The sequence below is a fragment of the Gemmatimonadota bacterium genome, from assembly GCA_016719105.1.
GTDB lineage: Bacteria > Gemmatimonadota > Gemmatimonadetes > Gemmatimonadales > Gemmatimonadaceae > SCN-70-22.
Window position 1 is genome coordinate 157902 of the sequence record JADKAQ010000002.1, and the last position, 25191, is coordinate 183092.

Below are 25191 nucleotides of genomic sequence, written 5' to 3' on the forward strand. Positions count from 1 at the left end.
TCAGTTTCCCAGGTCCTCGAGATTCAGGAACGTGACCTTGGCCCCCGCATTCAGCGCGCGAATGTCGGAAGTGGCCTGTTCCAGCTTCTTGTAGTCGTCGAAGTCGAGCTTGAACGAGGCTTCGAGCAGGTTGGCCCCCTCGTCGAAGCGCGTGAGGTGCAGGTCGTTGCTGTGCTTCTCGAGCGTCCCGACGAGCGCGGCGAGCGTCAACCCGGCTGGCTGCGCCGACGACACCGTGAGGTGCAAGTGGCGGACTTCATCGGTGCGCTCGAACTTGCGCTTGGCGATCAAGACCACCGCCACCACGGCGAAGGCGATGAGGGTGACCCAGACCTGGTCGGCGCCGAAGCCGAGCCCCAGCGAGATGACCAGGAAGAGGTAGGTCAGCTCCTCGGGCTCCTTGATGGCGGCGCGGAAGCGCACGATCGAGAGCGCCCCGACGAGGCCTAACGACAGGGCGAGCGAGGACTTCACGATGGTGATGATCACCATCGTCGTCATGCCCAGCAGCACGAAGTTGCGCGCGAAGGCCCGCCGGTTGGAGGGCGACGCACCAAAGGCGATGTACAGCCGTCCCAGGACGAAGCTGAGGCCCGCTGTCAGCAGCAAGTTGATCAAGAACCCCAGGACGGGAATCTTGCCCGTCTGGGTCGCCAGGAATTGCTCCACGCGATGCTCCTATTCGGTCGGGATGGATCGGGTCAGGTGGAACGCGCGGCGGAAGCCGAACGCGCGCGGCCGGCCACAAAGCCGCCGGCAAAGACAACGGCGAGGAGCAGGAATAGTGCCGCCAGACGCTTGGGACTGCCCACCGCGCTCCACAGGCGCTGCACGATGGTGGGCGAGGGTGGGGGCCCCGCGGCCTTCGACTTTGTGGGCCCCTCCGACTCCTCGTCGACCGCCGGGGCCCGGTAGGCCGAGGGGTCGTAGAGCTTCCCCGGATCGCGCCCGGGTCCGAAGGCCTGGCGCCAGCGAGCGGGGGAGAAGGCGTCGGAGCTCAGCGCCCCCACCGTCGGGACCTGATAGCGCACCGAGGCGCCGTCCACCTCGCCGAACACGAAGCTCTCGAACTGCACCGTGCGGATGAGCGAGACCGGAGTCGCGGCCGCCGTCGGCTTGTCGACCATCGCATTGAGCGTCGCGCGGAAGTAGTCGATGCTGTCGCGAACCAGGTGCGTGTACATCGCCGGCCCCAGGTCGCCGGAGAAGACCCCGCGCACCCCGCGCTTCACCAGCGACGGGTGCACCTCGGCCCACCACGGGTCGTCCTCCTCGAACCAGAGCACGTGGTGCATGACGAGGAAGGTGTTGGTCGCTGGCGACTGGGTGAGCGCGTCCTGCACGAACTGCCGCTGCAACGAGTCGAGGCGCAGCGTCTTCGTGAGCTTCTGCGCCGAGGGAACCGGGGCGTTCCCCGTGGGCGTGAACGTCGTGTTGAGCAGCAGGAAGCGCGAGCCACGGAAATCCACCGCGCGCGGGAGCGCGCCGTACCTCTCGAAGAAGACGTCGCGCGTGACCGGGTCGTGGATGTCGTGGTTGCCGGGAACGCGGTAAATCGGGATCCCGAGCGGGGCGAGCTTCGCGTCGACCTTTTCCCATTGCGCGATGACCGCCTTGCGGTCGGTGAGCGCCTTGGGAATCGATCCCCAGATGATGTCTCCGGTGAGGAACAGGAGGTCGGGCTTGAGGCGCTTGAGCTCCGCGACCACCTCATCGAGGCGCGGATACAGCTCGGGATCGCTGTTCCCGCGCATGTGGCCGACGACGGCAAAGGTGAAGCGATTGGCGCTGTCCTGCGCCGCCACCGGGCGGCTAAATCCCAGCGAAAGGGCAAGTCCGGCCAGCGCCGAGCCCCGCCCGATAGAAGCCAGTCGCGCCAGGCGCGATCCAGGGTTGATCATCCGTTCTCCGTTCGATGGCCGATGCCCGCCATAAGCGCCGGTCCGAGGGGGAAAATGGCAGTAACCATGCCACGGGCCGGTCGCCGCGTTGCTCGGTCGTGAGGTGGCGCAGATCCTGCGACGCGTCGCGTTCGCGAGACAGGCGCCCCCTGCCGCTCGTCAGTAGTACGCACTCCCCGGCAGGTGCCGGTACACGCCCTACCCCCCTCCATGACCACCTCGAACACCGGGACGCCACGCTCGCAGCGCGCCACCTGGTCGGTCGCCCTGCTCGCCCTTGGTGCAGTGGCGCTCGCCCTGGCCGCGCTCTACCAGGTTTCGTTCTATCTCCGCATCCCGGTCGACCTGCTGAGCTTTGCCGAGAGCCCGTTCCTCACCGACATCATCAAGTATCGCGAAGGGCTCCCGCTGTATACGCCGGTGGCGGACAACAACTCGTACCCGTACACGCCGGGGACGCAGATCCTCACGTATACGATCGGCGCCGCCTTTGGGCACGGGACCGACATTCCGTTCCTGCGCTACGTGCAGTTCAGCTACGTCTTGCTTGCCGCGCTCGTGGCGGGGCTCGTCGCCGATGGCCTGTCGCAGCTCCTGATCCCGGAAGTGCGTCGCGGCGGACGCGGGCTCTGGATCGTCAGCTGCACCGCGCTGCTCTTCCTCGTGGCGCTCGACCCGCGATTCAACAACTTCGTCCACTCGTTGCATAACGATGGGCTGGCGATGCTGATCTCGATGACCGCGGCGTGGATCGCGGTGTCGCACGCCCGCGGGGCGCGCCGGTGGCACCTCGTCGCCATGGCCCTCCTCCCCGCGCTTGGCTTCCTGGTCAAGCAGAACCAGCTCATGTGGGCGGGGCTCTTCGCGATCTACCTCTGGTTCGAGGGATCGACCGACAAGCGCTGGGTCATCCTCTGGGCGGTGGTCGCTGGGATTCTCGGCGTCGCCGTGATGGGCGGGGCGGTGCTCGTCCTCGGGGAGAATTTCCGCTACTGGATCTTCGGCGCCCTCGGCGACAAGCAGGTTTCGCTGGCGCGCAGCATCCTGCACCTCATCTGGGCCGGACTGTACCTCACCTTCGGCCTGCTCGCCCTGGTGCGGTTCGTCCTGCCGGGACGCTCCCGCGGCGCGACTGCGCTCTGGCTCATGACCGGGGCGTTGTTCGCGCTTACGACGTACACCAGCGGCCTTGGCTGGACGGCCAATCACATGGGGCCGGCGATGATGCTGGCCACCGCCTGGTTCCTGGTCGTCGCGCGGGACGCGTGGCCGGTTCCAACCAATGGCGGGTGGCAGTCGTTGGTCGCTCCGGCGGCCGCGGCGGCGGTGGTCCTGGCCGTGATGGGGGGGCTGGGCGTGGTCCGACTCCCGCGCAACGACGTCTCCCCAGACCTGGCGCGCTACATTGCCGACGTCGACAAGGAATTCGCGGGGATGAACCCGGACAGCGTCCTGCTCGACAACGGATCGTGGCCGTACCTCAAGGCGGGGATCGTCATGAAGGACCGCTCCTCGCCGGTGACGCTCCACGTGACGAACAACCAGAGCTTCATCAACCGCCCCGCCCTCGCCGAGACTATCCAGCGGATCAGGGAGCGTCGATACACCCGGATCCTCGCAAGGGTGATCGACACCGACCAGACCCCGTACGACTTTCATGACCGGGGTCCGGCGTGAAGGCGGCGATTCTCGAGAACTACCAGATCGTGCGGCGGATTCCGGGGTGGCAGGGGTCCAGACCTGGTGGCCGCTCAACCTCCTGTCCGAAGTCGTGGTGCTGGAGCCACGGTCGACCTCGACAGCGCCGCAGTCGGCTGCTCCGGATCCGTCGGCCCCGGCCCCTCGGAGCCCGTAGCGCCTCGGTTCGGAGGGGGGCGGTGCGCCGCGCCGGGCACTCGCCTTGCAGATTTGGACCGTCGAATCGTTGTTCACGCCGCTCGGTCGCCCCCCGTGGACGTCCGCCCGGCCGCCGTTTGGGCTAGCCAATGAGACTTTCGTGAGCGAACGCGCCAGTGGATCGGGCCCCGCGGGCTTTCCCGCCGTGTCCTTCGTAATGCCGGCCTACAACGAGGAGGCCATCGTCGGGCAGACGATCCGGCGGGTCCTCGGCGCGTTCGGCAATGCCGGGATCCCGCTGCAACTCGTCGTGGTCGACAACGGCTCGCGCGACCGGACCGGTGAGATCATCCGGCAGCTCGCGCAGGAACACCCGCAGATCACGCCGGTGCGCGTGGAGAAGAACGTCGGGTACGGCTCCGGGATTCTCTCCGGGATTCCGGCCTGCGTGGCGCCGTGGGTCGGGGTGATCCCGGCCGATGGCCAGGTCGACGCCGAGGATGCGGTGCGACTGTTCGAGGACGCGGTCGCGTCGGGGCTCCCGGTGCTGGCCAAGGCACGCCGCCGGTTTCGGATGGACGGGCCGTCGCGCAAGGTCGTCTCCATCGCCTACAACCTGTTCTTCCGGTCGCTCTTTCCGGGGGTACAGTCGATGGACATCAACGGGCTCCCGAAGCTCATGCCGCGCGAGGTGATCCTGCGCATGGAGCTGACGTCGAAGCAGTGGCTGCTGGACCCGGAGATCATGATCAAGGCGAACTACCTGGGCGTTCGCGTGCTCGAGTACAACTGCTTTGCGCGCATGCGCGGCAACGGGCTGTCGCACGTGAAGGCGACGACCTGCTGGGAATTCTTCGCGGCGCTCCTACGCTTCCGATTCTCCGGCGAGTTCTCCGCCTGGCGTCGCCGCGTGGGCGCATCGCCCACGCTCACCGCTCCCGAGCCGACGACGCGCGCGTCGCTGACCTGATACGCGCCGCCTCGGCGTCACACGCGTCGCCCACCCTGAGTGGACGACGCGTGTTGCATTTGGGCGCTCGGTGTTTGCGGCTGCGGCACGCGAGTGCTGAGCGCGGCGAGCGTGCCCTGATCTACAGTGCTCTGACCCCAGCTCTGACCCGAGCTCTGACCCCAGCTCTGACGAGTTGGTCGACCTAGGGCTTGGGTGCCGGCGGGAGCTGCGCGTCCATGTGCGCGAGGAGTGCTGCGCTTCGTGCGTCCGGCGGCAGCGCGCGCTTGGTCAACGGGTCGGACGACAGGTCGTAGAACTCCGTCGGCTTCCCCGGTTCGCTCCCCTTTCGGAAGAGGAACAGCGGCTCGCGCACGATCGCGTCGTCGTGGCGCCCGTCGTAGCGCAGCGTGATCAGCGCCGAGGCGCCGGGGTCGCGAACCGGCGCGGCGCCGCCGGCGCGCGCCACCGGGAGCGACGTGCCGAAGACGCCGGCGTCGGCGAGGCCGAGCGACTGCGTGATGGTGGCGGCGATCGCGCGAATGCTCACCGGCTGGTCGACCGTGGCCGCAGCGCGCTCGCCCTTCGGGAGCACCACCCACATCGGGACGCGCGTCTGCTCGGGATACAGGCTGGTGCCATGCCCGACGGGATCGTGGTCGTCGGTTTGCGCGGCGCCAAACGACTCGCCGTGATCGGAGACGATGGCGACGATCGTGTTGTCGAGCACTCCTCGCGTGCGCAGCGCCTCGAGCAGCGTTTCCACTTCGCCATCGGCCTGTCGCAACGCGCGATCGTACTCGCCCATGATCTCGCTCGCCGGTGGCTCCGGCGTCCAGGCCGGATGCGAGAGCTTGCGGCGGTGCATCGCCTGATTCACGTCCATCAGGCAGATGTACGCGAAGAAGGGACGGTCGCGATGATCGTCGATGAAGTCGAGGAACTGCGCGCGCACCGTGGGAGCCTGCTTGCCGTATCCCGAGTCGCGATAGCCGAACGCTTCGATCACCGGCTGGGCGACGCGGTACGCGGCGAGGCGGCGGATGATGTCGATGGGGCGATAGGCGTCAAACCGCGCAAAGCCGCGCCCCAGGTGCTCGGGAACGATCCACGCGACGTTGCCCGAGAAGGCGCCGGTGGCGTACCCGCGTGCGCCAAGGAATTCCGGGAGCGTGCTCACGGCGCGACTCATCCCGATGCCGGGCCAGTCGGCACCGTGCGTGAACGTGTGCTGGCCTGTGAGGATCGACGCCTGCGACGGCAGCGACCACGAGGTCGTCGACCAGGCATTCGCGTACCAGGTGCCTTGCGAGGCGAAGCGGTCGATGTTGGGAGTAAGGCTCTCCTGTCCCGCGCGGGCAAATCGGTCGCGCCGCACGGTGTCCAGGACGAGGATCACGACATTCCGGGCGCCGGCGACGGCGGCTGGAAGCGCGCCGACCACACGGCCCTCCCGAAGACGGACCCCGCCCTTGATGGCCAGGGCGATGCACGCCACCAGCACCGGGAGTGCGATCGCGCGTCGCGATAGCGTCGCCGATGCGGCGATGAAGCGCGGCGCGTTGGCTCGGGTCACGATGACGGCGGCGCCAAGCGCGAGCATCAGGGCGCTTGGGAAATACAGCACCTTGAGCGTAATCGCAGGAACGGCGACCGCGCCGAAGACGAGCGTCCCGACCAACAGTACGTCGACCTTGCCCCCCAGTCGCCGCCGCAGCGCAGGCGCCACGAGCGACAGGACGAGTGCGATGACCCCGAAGATCACCGCGTTCACGAGCGGGGCGAGCCAGAGCACGTCCAGCGAGACCTTGTACGGCGACTGGATCGTGGGCACGCCGCGCGCGGCTGCGTGGGCGATGCCTTCGCCCACTCCAGACAGGAAGCCGGCCCCACACGCCGAGCGACACGATGCGGCCGCGCGTCAGGGCCGGCACTGCCGAGGACGAGGTGGGCGTGGAATTCAGCGAAGCGACGGAGGACACGAAACGGGGGTCGGTGTTCGGGGCGGCGAGGCGCGAGGCGCCCAGCGATCGGTGCGGCGGCGTGCGGTAACCGAGACAGACGCCGCACCGGCCAGCCTCGCAATCGATCTACCGTCACCAATCTGCACGATCCGTGCTTCCCGGGGTTGCATGACGTGGGCGCTCGGCGTCTCCTTGGGGGAACGAACCCCCGCCCCCCGTGGCATCCGCAGAACCAGCAAAGGTGATGGCTCCTCTCGATCCCCCAGCGCCCATCCCCGGGCGCGTCGCGATCCTCGGCGCGACTGGCTTCATCGGGCGCTGGGTCGCCGAGGCGGTGAACAGGCGTGGGGATCAATCGCTCCTGCTCGGCCGGGATGTTGGGGCGCTGGTCGCCGCGTACGCCGGCACCGGTGGCGCCGACGGTGGTCGACGCTTCGCCGCCGTCGATGCGCGTGAACCGGAGTCGCTGCGGCCTCAGCTCGACGACTTCGCGCCGTCGCTCATCCTCAACCTGGCGGGCTACGGAGTCGATCGGGGGGAGCGGGATGAGGAGACGGCGTCGCTGGTCAACGCGACACTGCCACGTTGGCTCGCCGAGTGGGCGGCCGAATCGGAGCGCGCCGGTGCGCACGTGGGGTCGGCGTTGGAGTACGGGACGGCGACCGGCGACCTATGCGAGGACACCGTTCCCGCACCAACGACGCTCTACGGCCGGACGAAGCTGGCGGGAACCGACGCGGTGGCCGAGGTGGGGGAGCGGGCAGGGGCACGTGTGATGACGGCGCGTCTCTTCACCGTGTACGGACTGGGGGAGCACGCCGGGCGTCTCCTGCCGTCGATCATCGAGGCGCGCCAGGACGGGCGTACGCTCCCCCTGACCGAGGGGCTGCAGCGTCGCGACTTCGCATACGTGGAAGACGTGGCCGACGGGCTGCTTTGCCTCGCCGATGCACCGACGCGAGCGGGCGAGGTGGGGAATCTCGCGACCGGCGTGCTCACCACGGTGCGGGAGTTCGCGCAGATCGCGGCCGAGGTGCTCGGCGTGGCGTCGTCACAGCTGCAATTCGGCGCCGTCCCCGTGCGTGCCGAGGAGATGGCACACGAGCCCGTGTCGATCGCGCGCCTGCTGGCGCTGACGGGCTGGCGCCCGGAGCCGTCGCTGCCGATCGGGCTGGCGCGGGTCCGCGAGCGCCTCGCCGAGCGCGCTACTCGATAGCTCCCGCCAGCGTCGGCCGCTTGGTCCCGGTCCGCGCCCGCGCCAGCATCTCGCTCTCCTTCGCCTGCTTGCGTGCGAGGTAGCGCCCGTCCCACGTCACGCGCAGCGCTTCGGCACTCGCCACCATGGTGGTGAGCTGCGGGCGCGTGCGGTAGCGGCCACCGACCGCGACGCCGGCGACCTGGCGCAGGTTGCCGATGCGATCGAGCGGGTTGGCGTCGAGCAGGACGAAGTCGGCGACCTTTCCGACGGCGAGCGTGCCGACGCTGTCGGCCAGGCCGCTGAACTCGGCGGGGTGGCGCGTTGCCGTCGCGAGCGCCTGGGCGTTGGTCAGCCCTGCCTGCACCATGAGTTCGAGCTCCTCGACCAGGCTCTCTCCGGGCAGTCGCGAGGTCCCCGGGGCGTCGGTTCCCGCGAGCAGCTTCACGCCCGCGCGCTGCATCTGGGCCACCAGTTGCATCTGACGACCGAACTGTTCCCGCGCCAGCGCCTGGTCGTTGTTCCACCACGACTTGGGTTGCGTGCGGAACTCCGCGGGAAGGAGCGCCGTGCTCCAGCGCGCGATCCCGGTGTCCGGTCGCATGCGCATGATGTCGCGATTGGCGACGAGCGTCGGGACCATCCAGGTGTTGTTGCTGGCGAGCTTGCGCAGCAGCGCCGCGGTGGTGGCGTCGTCCTGAGTGCGTGGCGTGCTCGATCTGCCGGCGGAACACCTCCCACTGCTGGCGGCGGTGCATGCGAATGAGCACGCGATCCCACAGCGACGGTCCGTCGAGCGCCTCGTCGCGCAGCGCGGCGCTGTCGCGCGACGCCGACAGCATGACGTCCATGAGGTGCTCGACCGAGCGAATGCCGAGGTCGGAGGCGCGCGTCAGCCCCAGGTTCGGGGGGACGTGCCCGACGACCGGAAGTTGCGCCTGACGGGCGGCGGTGAAGAGCGCCGGATACAGGTCGGGGCGCAGCTCCTCGAGCTTCACGAAGTCGGCGCCGTTGTCGCGCAGGAGCTGGACAGCCTTGCGGACGGCGGCTTCGTTCGGGTAGCCCTTGGGCCCATGGGGGACCACCGGTTCGCGATCGCCGATCTTGTGGCCGGTCACCAGCATGCGCGGGCCATCCAGCTGCCCCGCGGTGACCCGGCGACGCATCTCCTTCAGGTCGGCCAGCTGCCCGGACATGTCTCGAATCCCGGTGATGCCGCTGGCGAGGAAGTACGGGAAGAAGTAGTCGGCGGCCGCCATGTAGTTGGGGCGACCGTTGGAGAATCGGTCCGACGCGCGTGCCGTCAGGTGCACATGCATGTCCCACAGCCCGGGGATGACGTATCGCCCGGCGCCGTCGATGCGCGTGGTCCCGGCGGGGATCGCGACGCGCCCCGTGGGGCCGATGGCCGTGATGCGGCCGTTGGCAATCAAGATCGTCGTCCCGGGGCGAGCGGCAGCCCCCGTCCCGTCGATCAGTGTGACACCGACGACGGCGAGTCGCGCCGGGGCGTCGGCCCGTTGAGCCGAAGCCACAGGCGACGCTACAGCGAGGGCGATGCCGGCCATCATGACCGTTCCAGCCCGGGTACGAATCATCACAGGAAGCCCCGAAAAACGTGTAGTGCGGGTCATGCGGGCGGTTGAGTGGCGGATCCGCCCAACACCCACGCGCGAAGTGACGATGCCACGAACGACCACGCGCCGCTCATGTCCATGATTCGTGCCACCGTACCTGAGCATCGCCCCCGGACGAGACGACCGGGGTGCCTGCGCGAAACGCCCGGCAACAGGTGCCGGGCGTTTGTCGATGGTTCGCGGGAGCGCCCCGCCGGAAGGCGGGGCAAGTCGTTAGGCGGGGCGTCGGGACGCGCGCCCGAGGAGCACCCCGATGCCGAAGAGCACCAGGACTCCCGCCGCGGCCGCGGCGAGACGCTTGCGCCCCACGTGCGTCAGCAGGCGATTCCAGAGCGGCGGTGGCGGGAGCGGCTCATTCACGATCGCATATCGCTGCGGGGTGAACTGCCCGGACGAGACCTCGGCCACCGTGTGCACCTCGACCTCCACCGCGGGGCCGTCCACGTGGACCTCGAGATAGTTGTCGAAGTTGCTGGACAGGATGCGGCTCGCCAGGCGCATGCGTTGGATCCCCGTCGAGACGTTGTCCTCGATGGAGCTCTGGAAGTACTGCACGCTGTCCCGCGTCATCGTCGAGAACTTGAGCGGGCCGTAATCGCCCGAGAAGACGGCGTCGACACCGGCGCGCGCGAGCGCCGGGTGCAACTCGCGCCACCACGCGCTGCTGTCCGGCTCCCACCAGAGCAGGTGGTGCATGAAGACGAAGGTGTGCGCGAAGCCGGGCTTCGCCAGCTCGGTCTTGAGCCACGCCTTGTGCGTGGCATCCAGGTCCGTTGTGCGCGTGTAGGGCATGCGACGGGTGTCGCCGTCGGCCGGGATCCACGCACTCGAGAGGAGCAGGAGCCGCGCGTCACCGACCGTCACGGCCTGCGGCGGCAGACCATAGCGCTGCCGGTACACGTCACGGCTGACCAGATCACTGATGTCGTGGTTGCCCGGCACGCGATACACCGGGACACCAACGGTCGCCAGCGACGAGTCGATGTAATCCCACTGGCGGTGCAACGACGCGGGATCGATGGGCGTGGCGTCGATGTCGCCCCAGATCGCGTCGCCGGTGAGGACGAGGAAGGCGGGGCGAAGCTTGCGCACCTCCGCCACGAGTTCCGGCATCTTGGCATTCGGCCCCTTGGCGTCACCGCGCAGGTGCCCGAGCACGACGAACGAGTACGAGCCCGAGACCTTGGGGGCCGGCACGGACGCCGGCACGGCGAACGGGTTGGCGGCCGGGACCTGCGCTGCGGCCGGCGTTGCGGTGACCGAGCAGAGCAGCGCGGCGAGCCAACGATGCGAGCGTCTCATGGGATCCTGGAGGCAGGAAGGGAGCCCGACCCGGCGGGAACGACCCGGTAGCCGCGCAGGTCGAGTCGACCGCCGCGCGGCACGGTGAGTCCGGTCGCCTCATCGACGCTGGTGAGCCCCGGGACGGGCGACAACTCGATGGACACCTGGCGATACGAGCCCGCGGGGAGTTCCACCGTCACGAAGCGCGCGGTCTCGGGGTCGCGCCCCACGGTGATCGGGGCGATGACATCGCGGCCCGCACCGCGCACCACGACGCGCGAGCGCCCCAGGTCGCGACCGGCCACTTCCAGGATGAGCGTCCCGCCGTTAGGCAGCGACCAGCGGACGGGGCGCGCGACCGAACCGGCCGCGCGTTGGGCCTCCACGATCAGGGCGTCGCGCCGCTTCTCGACGCGCGAGGTCCCACCGCTGCCGATCCACCCACCCGACACGTCGGCGAAGTTGTCGGTGAACGTCTGCTCGTCGATGGGAAGGATCGGCGACGCCGCGCTCCACGCACTGAGGAGCCCCGGCGTTGCACCGGACGGTGGCTGCACCCCCTCCATCCGGTACAGCCAGGACAGGTCGCCGGTCTCCGCGACGGTGGCGCTGCCGGCCGAGTCGAGCCCCGCGACGCTCGCCAGCGTGAGGCGCGAGAACTCGTCGCGCACGCGCGGCACCTTGTTGCCGCTGAAGATCGTTTGTGCCACCGTCGACCACCCACCCCCGCCGTAGCGCCAGTTCTTGCGGCGCTCGCGCAGCCCGGTCCTGTTGTCGACGACGCGGTTGTGCAGAAGAATGGGATCCGAGCGGTCCTTCACCTCGATCCCGATGCTGCAACGGAAGACGTCGTTGTTGAAGACGAACGGCGTGCTCGCCTCGCCGATCGAGATCCCCTTGTCGCCGGAACCGCTCACACGGTTGCCGATGATGCGCGGCGTGGACGACATCAGGTCGATGCCATCGCCGCCGGAGTTCTCGATCACGTTGTTCACCAGCTCCCCGCTGGAAATGTCGAGGTCGATCGCGTCGGAATTGGCACGCAGCACCGACGAGTGGCGCAGGTAGAAGCGAGAGTGCAGCGCGTGGAACGTGTCGTCGCTGCGCAGGTTGTCGCGGAACGTCGAGTGCTCGATCACCACGCCGTCGGCGCGATGGATGTTGAACATCCCGATGTACTCGACACGATCGACGATGGCGCCTCCCCCCTGCGCCACCTCGACCCAGTGCAGCAGGCTGCTGTCGGCACCATGCCCCTGCAGCGAGAACGTCCCCCACGGGACGCCGGCCTGCTCGGGCATGATGCGAATGGGACGTGACTCGGTCCCCACCGCCAGCACGCGCCCGTGGGACACCAGCGACTGGTCAGGCGCCAGCCGAATGGTCGTCCCCGGTTCGATCACGAGCGTGTCGCCCGCCGGGATGACGAGCGTCTGCGCGAGGCGCACGTCGCCGGCGAGGCGGTGTGTCGTGGGGCGGCGCTCGGTGAAGCGCCAGGGATGCCACGCCGTCCCCTCGCGCACCAGCGCCCCGGATTCCCAGGCGCCCAGCGCCGACGCGCTTCCCGTGGCGCGATTCACCAGCACGGGCGTGAGCGCGGTCGACGGGGCGACGCCCGACAGGAAGAGGCGATAGGGCATGTGCCCGCGCAACACTTCCTTCCCCGCGGGCTCCCACCCCGGGTAGAGCGTGACGGCGCTCGACAGCTGCAGCCGTGCGCCAGTTCCCTCGCGTGCGACGGTCACCGCCACCGCCGGGTCGCCCGCGTCGAGCGCTCCGTTGAGGTTGCGGTCGAGACGAAGCGACACCGCGCCGGTGGGCGCCGCATCCACGGCGAAGGCCACGAGGTCGGCGCCAACCCAGCCGCGCGTCTCGAAGTCGAGCACCATCCCCTCGGCCGACGCGGTCGCCGCGAACACCACGGAGTCCGATTGCATCCGGCGGCGCAGGATCGAGGCATTCTTGTGCAGGAGGCGCATCGATTCGTCGGCGCTCCCCACACTCGGGATCAACTCTCCCCGCAGCCGGTCGTACGCGAGGTACGATGCATAGCGCCGCTCCGCCGACCGCACGAGCGTGTCGGCGCGCGACAGGATCGCGTCGTCGCGCACGCGGCCGGCCACGTCGCGCATCACCGAGTCGAGCACGAACGGGTCGCGCATCAACGCCTGGTACCACGGGTTCACCGGGTGCTGCGGTACCGAGAGGTCGAGCAGGCGCGTGTCCCACGGAATGGGGTGCAGCAACTGCGTCGACGGATCCTCGTAGATCAGCTGGTTGTGAACCGCGTCGTCGTGGTACGGGTCACCGACGAGGAACTGGTAGGAGAAGAGTCGCGCGAACTCGCCACGATCCACGCGACGCATCAGTCGTTCGTGGTCGGCGAACGTCGTCCCGGCGACGTCCTCGAGCAGCAGGCGCAGCTGCCCGGTCCCGGCCGAGGTCACGCGGTCGTTGGCCGACGCGCGTTTCCAGGGGATGACGTTCTCGAAGATGTTGCGGTTCTGCCCCTTGTAGTACGAGCCACGCTCGGCGGCGTCGCCGCTGAAGATGTTCCCCGGCATCCGGTTGAAGGGCCGGAGGAACGACTCGTCGACCACCTCGACAAAGCGATACGTCCCGTAGAAGCGGTTGTTGAGGTAGAGCGCCGTCAGGTCGGTGGAGGGGGCGAGGAGCCCGAACTCCTGCGACAGGCGGTTGGCCAGGTACGAGGGAACGACATCCTTGGCCGAGAGGCCAAACTGGCGGAAGCGCTTGTAAAAGTCGTCGCGCGGCGTGCGCACCGTCATGCTGCGCTTCTCGGTGAGCCAATGCACGCTGTTGTCGCCGCGCTTGCGGATACGCGCGCCGATGAGCGACTTGCCGTAGCGGAGGTCGGCATCGAGCCACTCCCCCCACTTTCCGTCGGCGTCCACCTCCATCGAGTCCCACCGCTCGGCGGGAAGCTCGAGGCGAATCACGCCGGGGGCGGCGTCGTCGGGCGAGAGGCGGTCGCGGAGTCGCAGGCTCTGTGGGAGCGATCGCACGCCGTCGACCCGCGCGCCAAACAGCGAGAGGATGGAGCGACCGTTGGCGAAGTAGTCGTCGTAGTCCTTGCTGTTCGCATAGTCCCGCACCGCCGCGCCATACAGGAAGACGAGGCCGGTGAGCGGGAGGATCGAGAGGAGCAGGGCGTCGCGAAAGCGCAGCCCCTCCCACGCGCGCCGGAGCAGCGACGGGCGAGCACCGGCCGCGGTGCGTGCACCCGCCGTATTCGCGGGGAGCCGGACGTCTGGCGAGGAGGGCGCGCTCATGGGGTTCCTCGTGGGGTCCTCATGGCGCGTCCGGCGGCAGGCCCGGCGGCAGCCAGCGCGGCGAGGCGTACAGGCGATCGGCCGCGTCGTCAGATGCAAAGACGGCGGTCCGTTCACGCGAGGCGGCGAGCGCGGGCCACGCCAGCAGGTTGCGATAGCTCTTGGCGACGATCCCCCACAGCGCCGCGTCCGCCGGCTTGAAGAGGCGCACGCGCAGCTGCACGCGGGTGATCGGTCCATCGATCGACGCCACCGGGAGCGTGAGCGCTGCCGTGGTGTCATTGGGGAGCCAGGCGATCGTGTCGCGCGCCATGTCCGGGGCCACCGTGGCCCCCACATCGAGTGAGTGGCGCGCGCGTCCACCCGGCGTGCCGACGCGCGACGCGGTCAGCACCGCCGCCGAGTCCAGGGCGATGGCGAAGCCGCCGGTGCGGATGCGCAGGGAGTCCGCGCCGTCGACGGGGCGCGCGAAGGCGACCTCCACGTCGTGCGCACGCCCGTCCGTGGGAACGAGCACGCTGATCGCGGTGTCGCCTAACGTGACGGTGACGCGCTGCGGGAAGAAGGCGTCGAGGTATGCTTCCCACGCGGCCACCACCGGCTGGAACTCGCCGCGATCCATGTAGTAGTCGATGTAGCCGCGCACAGCGGGGAGGTGCGCGGGATACGTGCCGAGCGTCGCGGCGTAGCCATTGCGCGCCTCTTCGGCCAGCGCCCACCCGCTCAGCAAGCGTTCGGCCGCCTGGGCGTAGCCGAAGTGGTTCTCGTAGTTGAGCGAGTCGAAGGCGACGAGCCGCTCCCACGTCGCCATCGCGCGCGTGGTCCGCCCGGACTTCTCGTAGCTCAGCGCCAGGAGGCGCAGCAGGTACTCGCGTTCCTTGTCGCGCCCGTGACGGTTGGAGCGCGCCGGAAAGATGCGGTCCAGTCGCGAGAGGTAGGTGACCGCCCCTTCGTAGTCACCGCGCTGGTACAGCGCGACCCCCGCGGCGAGGCGCCGGTTCCAGCGCCCATCCCAGCGGTCCACCAGCGAGGCCATGGTCGTGAGGACGCGCACGCGCACCGGGCGCACGAGCGTCCCGGCGACGCAGCAGAAGGTGAAGACCAGCCACAGCGCCGCCAGCCGTCGCTCGTGGCGACGGAAGAAGAGGACCCACGACGGCGTTGCGACCGACTCCACCACCTGCGTCATCAGACGTCGATGTTCTCCCGCCCCGTGAGGAGCGCGACCTGGCCACCGCCCGACACCTTGCGCAGCTCATCGACGAACGCCGAATCCGATGTGCCCGGCTTGAACTCCACCGAGTACATCAGCTCGACCAGCGTCCCGTCGCGCAGCGTCTCCACGCTCAGCAGCGAGTACTCGCGCAGCGAGCGGTAGAACAGCTCGTTGAACGCCTTGCCGTAGTCGAGCGACGCGGGGACGTGCACCTTGAGCAGCTGCTCCTTGCGCGTCGAGCTCCCGATGCCGAAGCGCGCCATACCGTAGGCCGCGCCACAGGCAAAGAAGGTGTAGACCACCGCGGTGGTGTAGAAGCCGGTCCCCACCGCCATCCCGATCGCCATCGCCATGAAGATGAAGGCGACGTCGCGGGAGTCCTTGACGGGGTTGCGGAAGCGGATGATCGACAGCGCCCCCACCAGCGTGAACGCGCGGGCGATGTTGCTGCCGATGATCAGCATGATGATCGAGACGGTGACGCCGAGCAGCACCATCGCGTGCACCAGCGACACCGAGTAGGAGAGGCCGCGGTGCGACTGGCGGTAGAAGTACGCGAGCATCAGGCAGAGCACGAAGCTCAGCCCGAGGGCCACGAACACTTCCACGAGCCCGAAGGTGTTGCCGGTCGGCGCTCCCTGGCGCAGGAACTCGTCCAAAGGGGTTCTCCGTGTGTGGGGTAGGGCAGGGCCCGGGGGCCCGTTGAGTGTGCGTTGAGCGAGCGTTGAGCGTGCGTTAGGTGTTCTGGCCGCCGTAATAGTACTGGTCGACCGCCGAGCAGTACTTCGACATGCGGACGATCTTGAGCCCGCGCCGGCAAATGGCCTTGGTGAGCCAGATGGGGGCGCGGTGGTCGTACTTGAACTCGAGGACCGTCACGCGCGGGTCGATCACGTAGCGCCCCTCCTCGAACGGGCGCGACAGCGAGAAGTCGGTCGGGTGGTACTGGATCCGCCCATCGAACGTGATGCGCAACTCGGGGTCGAACTGCCCGAAGAGCGCGCGGCGCCGGTAGCGAATCGCCATGCGCGGCGCGAGGCGCAGTCGCTCGATCATCAGCGCCGCCTCGGTCGCCACCGGGTCGCCCTCCACCAGCGCCCAGTTCACGCGGCTCGCACCGTCGCCGAAGGCCGCGATCACCTGCTCGAGTGGCCAGCGCAGGCGGCGCTTCTGCAGCGTCCGGTCCTCGCGCTGCTTGATCTCCACAAAGACGTCCGTCGACGTGCCGTACCGGCGAAAGCGCAGCTTCCGGCGGTACTTCACCCCCTCGACCTTCTCCCAGAAGAACTGGAAGTCCGGCGTGTCCCAGTACACGGAGCTGATCGTGTAGCCCCACTCCGGCGAGTGCGCGTCGGGCTTGGTGTACGGGGCAAACTCCTCCAGGAGCTCCGGCACGCTCCGCGTCGGTACGAGGTACTTGACCTCGAACCGATTCATCGTCTGGCGTTCGCCTGACGAGAGTGCGGATGCCTTGGGGAGCGCCGGTGTCAGCACGGGAAGGGCTGCGGGTGGTCGGTCAAGGACCGCGCGTGGGCTACGCGGCCGAAAGGTGCTTCGCGAACGCCTGGCGCCCGGGACGCCGAATGGTCCAGATGGCCAGGACCATGAGTGCGGCGACGACGTACAGCGGCCATGCCGTCAATCGGAACGGAAGGTAGCTCGCCGTCATCTTCGAGAGTGTCGTCACGACCGGGAGCGAGAGCCCCTCGTGCAGTACCGTGTTGATCGCCTGCAGCACGCCGGCCTGACTGCGCGTCATGGCCAGCGACCAGTCCACGAGGAAGCCGGCGGCCAGCGCGACCGCCGCCACGGTGCGCGGCACGACGCGCACGACATCCACCGCCAGCAGGAAGAGGAACGGGATCACCGGCATGAGATAGCGGATCCCTGTCACCCACTGCAGCCGCGTGTACTGCACCGCACTGAAGAAGACCACGTACGCCAACGTGATGGCCGCGCACAGCAGCGCTTCACGACGCGGCAGCCGCGTCTGTCCGCGCCAGGCGTAGAACGGCCACGCCAACGCCAGCAGGAGGAAGGGCGAGGTGGTGAAGAGTCCGAAGCGCGTGTCGGCGAGCAGCATCCAGAAGAGATCCGGCTGCGGCCCTCCCACGCCCTTGTAGCCCACCTCGATCCACTCCACCGGCGGCATCCAGTTTTGCGGCGGCAGGAAGGCGTTGCCGAACGATGCCCACTGGTAGAACCAGAGCATGACGATCGGGGGGAGCGCGCCGAGCGTGTACCACAGCCCCGTGGGAATGACGTCGCCCCACCCGCGCTCCTCCATCGCCCGCCACACGGCATACACCCCGATCAGCCCGCACGTGATGGCACCGCTGTAGTCCGAGAGGAAGCAGACGCCTCCCAGGAAACCCGACGCCATCAGGCGCATGCGCCACGACCAGCGCTGCGACGCGGTGCGCAGCGGATCCCAGAGCACGGCCAGCCCCATGATCCCGAACAGCCCGATCCCGATGTTCTGGTTGAGGTACGCGGTGCGGAACAGGATCGGCGTACAGAACGCGTAGGCGAACGACAGCCAGAGGCTGGCGCGTTCGCTCCAGCCCATCCCCATCAGGAGCCGCATGACGATCACTGCGCTCAGCGCGGAGAGCGGGGCCATGCAGAAGACCATCGTGATGAAGCCTAACAAGCCGAAGCGAACATCGACGCCCAATTCGCGGGCGCGACGGTAGAACTCCATGCGCTTGGCGCGGGAGTCCTTGTACGCCGCGTCGTCCCCGGCCAGCCCCTTGCGTCCCGCCAGCTCCTTCTCGACCACCACGTCGACCAACGGCTTGAACAGCGCGTACGGAATCGCGCCGATCATCGACATCCCGGGATTGGCGCCGTGGTGCACCCCGCCGTGCGGGGCCTCCGGCGGATTCCGGAAGATGTCCGGGTGCATCTCGTAGTACCGCCCCAGGTCGAACGAGCGGTCGTCGACGATGCTCGTGACGAGGAAGTGCTCGCGCACGAAGTCGGTCGCGAAGTGCAGGCAGAAGATCACCCAGCACGTGAGGAACAGGCGCCACTGGATCCCCGGGGTCCGGGGCGTCGCGGCGCGTGCCGGGGTGCTCGAGGCCGGAGTCGTGGACATGACGCGATCAGTCCTCGACGACATGCGTCTCGAAGTCCCGGCGGTACTCGCGCCACCGCCCCTCGTCGAATCCGGCGGCGCCCATGCACTCCACCGCGGCGTACGCCATGCGCAGCGCGTGGTGCGTGTTGTCGTGGGCAAAGAGCCCCTGGCGCCCGTAGGTCAGGAAGCGTGGCAGCGAGTCGGCCCACCGGTCGAGCGCGTCGAAGTGCTCCTGGTAGCCCGTGAGGTAGATCGGGTACGCCTGCTTGAGGCGGCGCGTGAACACCGCGATGGGCGGCCGTGCGAGCGGCAGCCCCACCGTCTGCAGGTCCGCCGCCACCAGGCGCCCCAGCGCCGCATCATCCAGGCGCCACACCTCGTCGTCCACCTCGCACGGCAGCTCCGCGCACAACACCGTCTTGCCGGTAGGCGGGACCGCGTCGCGGTAGTTCTTGGGCTCCGACAGGCGTGTGATCTTCACCCCGGCTTCGGGGAGGTAGTGTGCGTCGTATTCCGTGAACTGCTCCACGTCGAGCTGCACGTACACGAGGATCATCGCGCGGTAGCGGATCGCCGCCGCGGCCGCCGGGACCGACGCCGGGATCTCCCCCTGGTACGCGCTCGCGACCGCCGTGATCGGAATGGTCGACCAGAGGTAGTCACCTTGCAGCTGCTCGGTCCCGTGCTCGCCCCTGGCCAGCACGGTCCACGGAGCCCGATCGGTCGACGGCGGGATGACCTGCTCCACGCGATGCGAGTAGAGGATCGATGCCCCCTGCTGCTGCGCGGCGGCCGCATACGCGTCGCAGATCTGTCCGAACCCCTGGCGCGGATAGAAGAAGCGCCCAGTCCCCGGCTTCTTGAGTCCGGGGAGCGCGCCAAAGACCTTCTTCATCAATCCGCCGAACGACGACGCCTTCACGCGCTTGCGCGCCTGCACGGCCGAGAGCTTCTCCGGCTCCAGCCCCCAGATCTTGCGCGCGTACGGGAAGTAGAAGTCGCGGCAGATCGTGGGTCCGAGGCTGTTCCACAACACGCCGGCGAAGTTGTCGTCAGGCGTCCCCGTCAGCCCCAACGCCTTGCGCGCCATGTCCACGCTCGACGAAATGGCGAACCCCTTGTCCAGGCGCAGCAGCAGGTCGGCCGGCTTGAGCGGGAAGTGGATCCACTTGCCGCGCAGGCGAATGCGCCCGTGCCGCGGTCGGTCCAGCAGGTCGTCGCCCAACAACCCCTTGATGTCGGCCAGGATGTCGGGATCGCTCGACGGATGCAGGCGGTGGCTCCCGTAGTCGAGGCGCTGACCGCCAAACGGGAAGCTCGAGGCGTTGCCGCCGGGGATGGCGTGTTGCTCGATGACGGTCGCGTGGCCGCGACCGCGACGGTGCAGCTGCAGCGCCGCCCCGAGTCCGGCAGGGCCGGCGCCGAGGATGAGGATGCGCGGATCAGACATTCTGGGCGTGAACCTTCGGATTGGCGGAGAACGAGTCGGAGTTGCCGTTCGAGGGACGGAGGGCCACCCAGGTGGCACCGCCCGCCAGTCCACCGCCGATCAGCACCGTCTGCCAGATGAGCGACGCCGCCACACCGGTGGCGGCCGGGACTCCAAAGGGGAGAAGCAGGGCGGCCAGCGAGGCCTCGCGCACCGCCAGCCCACCAAGGCTGATCGGCAGCAACCCGGCCACCTTCGCCGCCGGCCAGGCGATGAGCCAGACGGAGACGTCGAGGTCGATCCCGATCGCGCGCCCGAGCGCGACGTTCAGCAGGACGAAGCCCCCCTGGATCGCCAGCGAGAGCGTGAGCGCCGTCGCCAGCGCCGAGGGGGTCTTCCACGAATGGCGCAGCGCCACCAGCAACCGCCCGATGGGACGCCGCCACTTGCGCGGCCACGACTTGAGCGGGCGCTGCAGCACGAACGGGAGCCCAGCCATCGCCAGTACCGCCCCCACCACCACGACCACCGTGATCACCTGCCCCCACAACCCGGGCAGCTGGTCGGTCGACAGCAGGAGCCCCAGCGCCAGCAGGATCCCCAGCGCCAGGATGTCCGACAGGCGGTCGGTCACCCCGCCTAACGCCACCGCCGCCGGGTTGCGCGTGATCTTCGACGCCATCGTCAGGCGCAGGATGTCGCCGCCGACGATCGTCGGCAGGCACAGGTTGGTGAAGAGCCCGGCCCCGTAGCACATGACCGCATCGCGAAAGCCCAGCTTGGCCCGCCCCGCGTTCACTACGGTCCGCCACTTCACCACGCCCAGCAGGTGTCCGGCGATGAAGCCGGCCAGGAGTCCCAGCCACACGCGCAGCGACAGGCGCCGGAACGCCTCCTCGAGCTGGGCCCAGGGGAGGACCCAGAAGAGGAGGGCGAGCAGCCCGATGCTGACGGCGGCCTTGGTACGTCCCTTCATCGCTTCTGCGAAATGCGCTGGTTCTGGTCGGCCAGCAGCCCGACCGCCCACACCAGCATCGCCCCGAGGAACGCCAGCACGGCGCTCTCGGAGAGGTTGTCCTTGTAGATGTCGTAGCCGAGCTTCGCCAGCCCCGCGACAAAGAGCGCGGCCCCCACCGGGAGGAAGACCTTGAGCGGATTGAAGTACACGATCGTCCGCACGATCAGGAGCGTGAAGTCGTACGCGTGCCGCGCGCGGATCTTCGAGTTCCCCAGGCGCGCCGCGTAGTCGATCGGGACGTACTCCATCGCGTGTCCGTTGCACGCACACGACAGCGTGATCGTCGTCGTGAACGAGAAGCCCTGCGGCAGGAGGAACTCGTACCGCTCCACCAGCTTCTTGCGCATGAGGCGCAGCCCGGAGTTGATGTCCACCAGGTCACGCTCGGCCAGGTAGCTCGCCAGCTTCTTGAGGAACCACTTGGCGGGACGACGCTCCCACGGAATGCTGACTTCGGCCCCCACGCGCGCGCCGACGACCATGTCGTTCACCTCGGCGCGCGCCAGGATCTCGGGGATCGCGGCGACCGGATACGTCCCGTCGGCATCGGTGATCAGGATCCAGTCGTACTGCGCGTGGCGGATGCCAAGCTTGAGCGCGGCGCCATAGCCCTGGTTGCGCGCGCGACGCAGCACGCGCGCCGGCGTCTTCGCGGCGTTGGCCGACGTGTCGTCCTTCGATCCGTCGTCCACGACGATGATCTCGTACGTCCACCCGCTCTTCTGCATGACCGCATCGACGTCGCGCACCTGGTCGGCGACGTGCGGCCCTTCGTTGTACGCAGGAATCACCACCGACACCTGGCGCGGCGCGGCGGGGAATGACGTGTCGACGATCTCGACGACGGAGCCCTGAAGTGAACCCTGCAATGCGTGATCAGGCACGTGACTTGTCCCGGACGAGAACGACGATAGCTCCACCCCCGACACTCCCCGGAAACACCGCGGCAGTGTCGTAGCGGCCACGCAACCATTCGGCCACGTCGGCCTGCCGCGCCTCGAACAACACCGGGAAGGTGACCACCACCCAGGTGCGCGCGTGCGCGGCTTCCACTTGCTGCAATTCCTCCACCCGCTCCAGCGAATCGGCGGCGACGCCGAGGTAGTGCCGGATCGGTTCGTTCGTCACGCCTAACGTCACCACCGCGTCCCCGGGCACCGACCGCTGCCGCAGGAAGTCCGCCGCGGCCGTGAAATCCTGCTTGGGCCCCCAGGCGCGCGGGACCGTGAAGGCACTGGCCACGACCACCGCCGATGCCCCGGCGATGGCCACGCGACGCGCCAGCGGCATCGCCTCGCGACGCACCGCCGACGCCCCCCACCCCACCAGCGCGAAGCCGCCGCGCATGGCCAACAGCACCGCAAACCCCGCGGCAAAGAAGAAGAAGCGGGGCCACAAGTTGTGCTTGGTCGCCATCATCACCCCGATCGTCGAGACCATCGGCATGATCATGAGCGCCAGGAGCAGCCGCTGTGCCTTGAGCAGCGAGAGCACGCCGGCCGCCAGGACGACGAGCGCCAGGACCACGGCGACCATCCCCCCCGGGACCCCCGCCGCCAGTCGCGCCATCAACTCGGTCACGAACCAGAGCGGGTTCTTCCACACGATGGACGCGGGAGCCGCCCCCTCCGCCACGGGAACGGTCGGCGGGGCGTTCAGGATCGCGTCCGGAAGCTGGGGGAGGACCGGTGAATACAGGAGAATCGAGACCAGCGCGGCTAGCCCGATCGCCGCCAGTCCGGGAACGACCACGTCGCGCGTGGCATCGCCCCGCTCGGTGCCCGGCGTGGACGGGGCGCCAACCAGGCGGGGCGCGACGAGCAGGAGGAGCAGGATCACCGCATGCCCCACCGCGATCAGCGCCCCCGTCAGGTGCACCCAGGTGGCCAGCCCCATGCTCAGGGCGTAGACCCAGGCCAGCTGACGGACGCTCCCCTCGCGTCGCACCAGGCGCAGCAGCGCCTCGGTCGCGACCAGCGAGAGCGCCAGGAGGCCGGTATAACCGCGCGCATTCTGCGAGAACCAGACATGGTGCATCGAGCAGGTCAGGAGCGCGGCGCCGAGCAGCGCCTCCTCCCGCGAGACGACGCGGCGCGCAAGTCGGTAGAACGCCGCGACGCTCGCCACCCCGAGCAGCACCGCCGGCAGGCGCAAGGCGCTCGGGGTGTCGCCGAACAGCGCAATCGACCCCTGTGCCATCAGCGTGTACAACGGATGCTGGTTCTGCGAGTCGTACACCACGAACGTCTCCAGCATCGGGCGCCGGACGTAGGTGAGCAGGGTCGAGATCTCGTCGATCCAGAGCCCGCCGTCGAGGTGTACGAGGCGCAGCGCCAGCGCGACGATCAGCACTGCCGCGAGCGCCACGCGCTCGACGCCATCCCAGGGTGCCGTCAGCGTCGCCTGCGCGGGATGACGTGCGTTGAACCACGAGGTGAGGCGATCGACGACGACCACGCCGATGCCGAACAGCACCAGGGCCCCCTTGAGGCTCCAGGCGCCCAACCGCAAATGCTCCGCGGTCGGCTCAGGGGCGAGCCCCTCGAGCGACCCCGGGACGACAAGCGCCGCGACCGCCGCGGCGGCGAGAACCCACCAGGCGATCGACGGACGCGAGGAGATCCGCGCGCCGCTCACGTCTCCCGACGCTGGAAGTAGTCGCGGTACCAGGCCACGGTCTCGCGCAAGGCATCGTCGAGCGTCCAGTTGGGCGCCCACTGCATGCGCGCGCGCGCCTTGGCACAGTCGAGGTACTGCCGCGAGATCTCGTTGGACGCCTGGTTGAGGATCGTCAGCTGCAGGTCCTCACGCCCCATGATGCGCAGGATCTCGCCCGCCATCTGCGTCACCGACAGCGGCGTCTCCGTCCCGAAGTTGAACGCCTCGCCGATGAAGCCGTCTTCGGGCACCCGCTCGGCGAGCGCGAGATACGCCTGCACCGCATCGCGCACGAAGAAGTAGTCGCGCACGAAGGTCCCGTCGCTGCGGATCACCGGCGAGTCGCCCTTGAGCACCGCGCGAATCGTCCCCGGAATGAGGCGATTGAAGTTGAGGTCACCGCCACCGTACAGGTTCCCGCAGCGCGTGACCGCGACCGGCAGCCGGTACGAGTGGAAGTACGACAGCGTGATCAGGTCGGCGCACGACTTGGAGACGTCGTACGGGTAGCGCCCGATGAGCGGCGCATCTTCGGTGTAGGGGAGCACCGGGTGCTCGCCATACGCCTTGTCGCTCGATGCCACGATGACGCGCTGCACGCGCCCCGCCATCTGGCGCGCCGCCTCAAGCAGGACCCACGTCCCCTTGATGTTGGCCTCGAAGGTCGACAACGGCGACCGCGAGGCGGTCCCCACGATCGTCTGCGCACCGAGGTGGAACACCGTGTCGATTTCGTACTCGTTGAGCGCGCGCAGCGTCGTCTCGTAGTCTTCGAGCTCGCCACGTACCACGCGGCACTTGCCCAGCGTCCCCGAGGTCACCGCTTCGCTATCGGCCACCCAGTCGCGCACGAGGCACACGACCGACGCCTTGCGGCGCAGCAGTTCGGCGACGAGGTGCGAGCCCAACAATCCCGTGGCGCCGGTCACGAGGACGCGGCGTTCGTTCCAGAAGGTCATGTCCAGTTCTTCCAGGGCGCGTGGCCGCTGGCCCAGAGTGATTCCAGCAGGTCGCGCTCGCGCACCGTGTCCATCGGCTGGAAGAAGCCGTCGTGCTTGAACGCCATGAGCTCACCGTCGCCCGCCAGCCGCTCGAGCGGCTCGCGTTCGAGGATCGTCTCATCGTCGCCGAGGTAGTCGAGCACCTTCGGTTCGAAGATGAAGAAGCCGCCGTTGATCCACCCGCCCTCGGCCTGCGGCTTCTCGGTGAAGGCGTGCACCTGGTCGCCATCGAGCGAGAGTCCGCCGAAGCGTGCCGGCGGACGCACCGCCGTGACCGTCGCCAGCTTGCCATGGCGCTTGTGGAAGGCGAGCAGCGCCGCGAGGTCGACGTCCGAGAGCCCGTCGCCGTACGTGCAGAAGAACGCTCCCTCGTGCAGGAACCGTTGCAGCCGACGGACGCGGCCGCCGGTCATCGTCTCCAGCCCCGTGTCGACCAGCCCCACCTTCCAGTCCAGGCGCGACCCGTTCACCACGTCCAGCGAACCGTCGCGCAGGTCGACGAAGAAGTCGCTCTCGCGCAGCGCGAAGTCGCGGAAGTACTGCTTGATGTACTCGCCCTTGTAGCCGCACGCCACGAGGAAGTCCTTGTGCCCGTGCGAGGCAAAGAAGTGCATCAGGTGCCAGAGGATCGGCCGCCCGCCAATCTCCACCATCGGCTTCGGGCGCGTGGACGTTTCCTCTGCCAGTCTCGTCCCCTTCCCGCCAGCGAGAATCACGACACGCATGCG

At 68.8% G+C, this 25191-nt stretch carries 20 protein-coding genes; 4 read left to right on the forward strand and 16 right to left on the reverse strand.

What is annotated here, in order from left to right; genetic code table 11:
- The gene (locus IPN47_04320) at positions 1-669 is read right to left on the reverse strand and encodes a DUF4956 domain-containing protein (protein ID MBK9407271.1); all 669 of its coding nucleotides are present in this window, start codon (positions 667-669) and stop codon (positions 1-3) included.
- Between the two features lie 32 nt (positions 670-701).
- Positions 702-1901 carry a metallophosphoesterase gene (locus tag IPN47_04325; GenBank protein ID MBK9407272.1) on the reverse strand — a complete coding sequence of 400 codons (1200 nt, stop codon included), beginning with the start codon at positions 1899-1901 and terminating at the stop codon, positions 702-704.
- A gap of 210 nt (positions 1902-2111) precedes the next feature.
- Between IPN47_04325 and IPN47_04330 the strand changes: the two genes are divergently transcribed.
- Complete coding sequence (locus IPN47_04330) at positions 2112-3578, forward strand: hypothetical protein (protein ID MBK9407273.1); 1467 nt, start codon at positions 2112-2114, stop codon at positions 3576-3578.
- 376 nt (positions 3579-3954) lie between these two features.
- Positions 3955-4707 carry a glycosyltransferase family 2 protein gene (locus tag IPN47_04335; protein ID MBK9407274.1) on the forward strand — a complete coding sequence of 251 codons (753 nt, stop codon included), beginning with the start codon at positions 3955-3957 and terminating at the stop codon, positions 4705-4707.
- A 184-nt stretch (positions 4708-4891) separates the two neighbouring features.
- Here IPN47_04335 and IPN47_04340 read toward each other — a convergent pair whose 3' ends face one another.
- The gene (locus IPN47_04340) at positions 4892-6520 is read right to left on the reverse strand and encodes a sulfatase-like hydrolase/transferase (protein MBK9407275.1); all 1629 of its coding nucleotides are present in this window, start codon (positions 6518-6520) and stop codon (positions 4892-4894) included.
- A 371-nt stretch (positions 6521-6891) separates the two neighbouring features.
- Here IPN47_04340 and IPN47_04345 point away from each other — a divergent pair, with 371 nt between their 5' ends.
- Positions 6892-7866 (forward strand): NAD(P)-dependent oxidoreductase, encoded by a 975-nt coding sequence (locus tag IPN47_04345; protein MBK9407276.1) that lies wholly within the window; start codon positions 6892-6894, stop codon positions 7864-7866.
- Here IPN47_04345 and IPN47_04350 read toward each other — a convergent pair.
- Complete coding sequence (locus IPN47_04350) at positions 7856-8488, reverse strand: amidohydrolase family protein (GenBank protein MBK9407277.1); 633 nt, start codon at positions 8486-8488, stop codon at positions 7856-7858. The two genes, IPN47_04345 and IPN47_04350, sit on opposite strands and share 11 nt — an antisense overlap.
- A 674-nt stretch (positions 8489-9162) precedes the next feature.
- Between IPN47_04350 and IPN47_04355 the strand changes: the two genes are divergently transcribed.
- The gene (locus IPN47_04355; GenBank protein MBK9407278.1) at positions 9163-9369 is read left to right on the forward strand and encodes a hypothetical protein; all 207 of its coding nucleotides are present in this window, start codon (positions 9163-9165) and stop codon (positions 9367-9369) included.
- A 326-nt stretch (positions 9370-9695) separates the two neighbouring features.
- Here the strand turns inward: IPN47_04355 and IPN47_04360 are convergent, their stop codons facing one another.
- The 12 genes from IPN47_04360 to rfbF form a co-directional block, all read right to left on the reverse strand.
- Positions 9696-10784 carry a metallophosphoesterase gene (locus IPN47_04360; protein ID MBK9407279.1) on the reverse strand — a complete coding sequence of 363 codons (1089 nt, stop codon included), beginning with the start codon at positions 10782-10784 and terminating at the stop codon, positions 9696-9698.
- Complete coding sequence (locus tag IPN47_04365; GenBank protein ID MBK9407280.1) at positions 10781-14059, reverse strand: right-handed parallel beta-helix repeat-containing protein; 3279 nt, start codon at positions 14057-14059, stop codon at positions 10781-10783. Before IPN47_04365 ends, IPN47_04360 begins: the two co-directional genes overlap by 4 nt.
- Before the next feature lie 19 nt (positions 14060-14078).
- Entirely contained in the window at positions 14079-15248 is a 1170-nt protein-coding gene (locus IPN47_04370; GenBank protein MBK9407281.1) for a hypothetical protein, read from the reverse strand.
- On the reverse strand, positions 15248-15934 hold the full coding sequence (locus tag IPN47_04375) for a DUF4956 domain-containing protein (GenBank protein ID MBK9407282.1): 687 nt from the start codon (positions 15932-15934) through the stop codon (positions 15248-15250). Before IPN47_04375 ends, IPN47_04370 begins: the two co-directional genes overlap by 1 nt.
- A 76-nt stretch (positions 15935-16010) precedes the next feature.
- Complete coding sequence (locus IPN47_04380; protein MBK9407283.1) at positions 16011-16769, reverse strand: polyphosphate polymerase domain-containing protein; 759 nt, start codon at positions 16767-16769, stop codon at positions 16011-16013.
- Positions 16770-16809: 40 nt separating this feature from the next.
- Entirely contained in the window at positions 16810-18375 is a 1566-nt protein-coding gene (locus IPN47_04385) for a hypothetical protein (protein MBK9407284.1), read from the reverse strand.
- A gap of 7 nt (positions 18376-18382) precedes the next feature.
- Positions 18383-19807 carry an FAD-dependent oxidoreductase gene (locus IPN47_04390; protein ID MBK9407285.1) on the reverse strand — a complete coding sequence of 475 codons (1425 nt, stop codon included), beginning with the start codon at positions 19805-19807 and terminating at the stop codon, positions 18383-18385.
- Positions 19800-20762 (reverse strand): flippase-like domain-containing protein, encoded by a 963-nt coding sequence (locus IPN47_04395; GenBank protein MBK9407286.1) that lies wholly within the window; start codon positions 20760-20762, stop codon positions 19800-19802. The genes IPN47_04390 and IPN47_04395 overlap by 8 nt, the downstream gene beginning before the upstream one ends.
- Positions 20759-21688 (reverse strand): glycosyltransferase family 2 protein, encoded by a 930-nt coding sequence (locus tag IPN47_04400; protein ID MBK9407287.1) that lies wholly within the window; start codon positions 21686-21688, stop codon positions 20759-20761. Before IPN47_04400 ends, IPN47_04395 begins: the two co-directional genes overlap by 4 nt.
- Positions 21681-23441, reverse strand: coding sequence for a glycosyltransferase family 39 protein (locus IPN47_04405; protein ID MBK9407288.1), 1761 nt, complete (start codon positions 23439-23441; stop codon positions 21681-21683). The genes IPN47_04400 and IPN47_04405 overlap by 8 nt, the downstream gene beginning before the upstream one ends.
- Complete coding sequence (locus IPN47_04410) at positions 23438-24421, reverse strand: GDP-mannose 4,6-dehydratase (protein MBK9407289.1); 984 nt, start codon at positions 24419-24421, stop codon at positions 23438-23440. The genes IPN47_04405 and IPN47_04410 overlap by 4 nt, the downstream gene beginning before the upstream one ends.
- Positions 24418-25188: a glucose-1-phosphate cytidylyltransferase gene (gene rfbF, locus IPN47_04415; protein ID MBK9407290.1), complete on the reverse strand. Its 771-nt coding sequence runs from the start codon at positions 25186-25188 to the stop codon at positions 24418-24420. Before rfbF ends, IPN47_04410 begins: the two co-directional genes overlap by 4 nt.
- Positions 25189-25191: the final 3 nt, after the last annotated feature.

Excerpts from the sequence above, each read along its gene's own strand:
- IPN47_04395 (MBK9407286.1), bottom strand. The coding sequence starts at position 20,762 with ATGAAGGGACGTACCAAGGCCGCCGTCAGCATCGGGCTGCTCGCCCTC.
- IPN47_04330 (MBK9407273.1), top strand. The coding sequence starts at position 2,112 with ATGACCACCTCGAACACCGGGACGCCACGCTCGCAGCGCGCCACCTGG.
- IPN47_04355 (MBK9407278.1), top strand. The coding sequence starts at position 9,163 with ATGTCCCACAGCCCGGGGATGACGTATCGCCCGGCGCCGTCGATGCGC.
- IPN47_04360 (MBK9407279.1), bottom strand. The coding sequence starts at position 10,784 with ATGAGACGCTCGCATCGTTGGCTCGCCGCGCTGCTCTGCTCGGTCACC.
- rfbF (MBK9407290.1), bottom strand. The coding sequence starts at position 25,188 with ATGCGTGTCGTGATTCTCGCTGGCGGGAAGGGGACGAGACTGGCAGAG.
- IPN47_04385 (MBK9407284.1), bottom strand. The coding sequence starts at position 18,375 with ATGTCCACGACTCCGGCCTCGAGCACCCCGGCACGCGCCGCGACGCCC.
- IPN47_04350 (MBK9407277.1), bottom strand. The coding sequence starts at position 8,488 with ATGGTCCCGACGCTCGTCGCCAATCGCGACATCATGCGCATGCGACCG.
- IPN47_04325 (MBK9407272.1), bottom strand. The coding sequence starts at position 1,901 with ATGATCAACCCTGGATCGCGCCTGGCGCGACTGGCTTCTATCGGGCGG.
- IPN47_04390 (MBK9407285.1), bottom strand. The coding sequence starts at position 19,807 with ATGTCTGATCCGCGCATCCTCATCCTCGGCGCCGGCCCTGCCGGACTC.
- IPN47_04370 (MBK9407281.1), bottom strand. The coding sequence starts at position 15,248 with ATGACGCAGGTGGTGGAGTCGGTCGCAACGCCGTCGTGGGTCCTCTTC.
- IPN47_04365 (MBK9407280.1), bottom strand. The coding sequence starts at position 14,059 with ATGAGCGCGCCCTCCTCGCCAGACGTCCGGCTCCCCGCGAATACGGCG.
- IPN47_04335 (MBK9407274.1), top strand. The coding sequence starts at position 3,955 with ATGCCGGCCTACAACGAGGAGGCCATCGTCGGGCAGACGATCCGGCGG.
- IPN47_04410 (MBK9407289.1), bottom strand. The coding sequence starts at position 24,421 with ATGACCTTCTGGAACGAACGCCGCGTCCTCGTGACCGGCGCCACGGGA.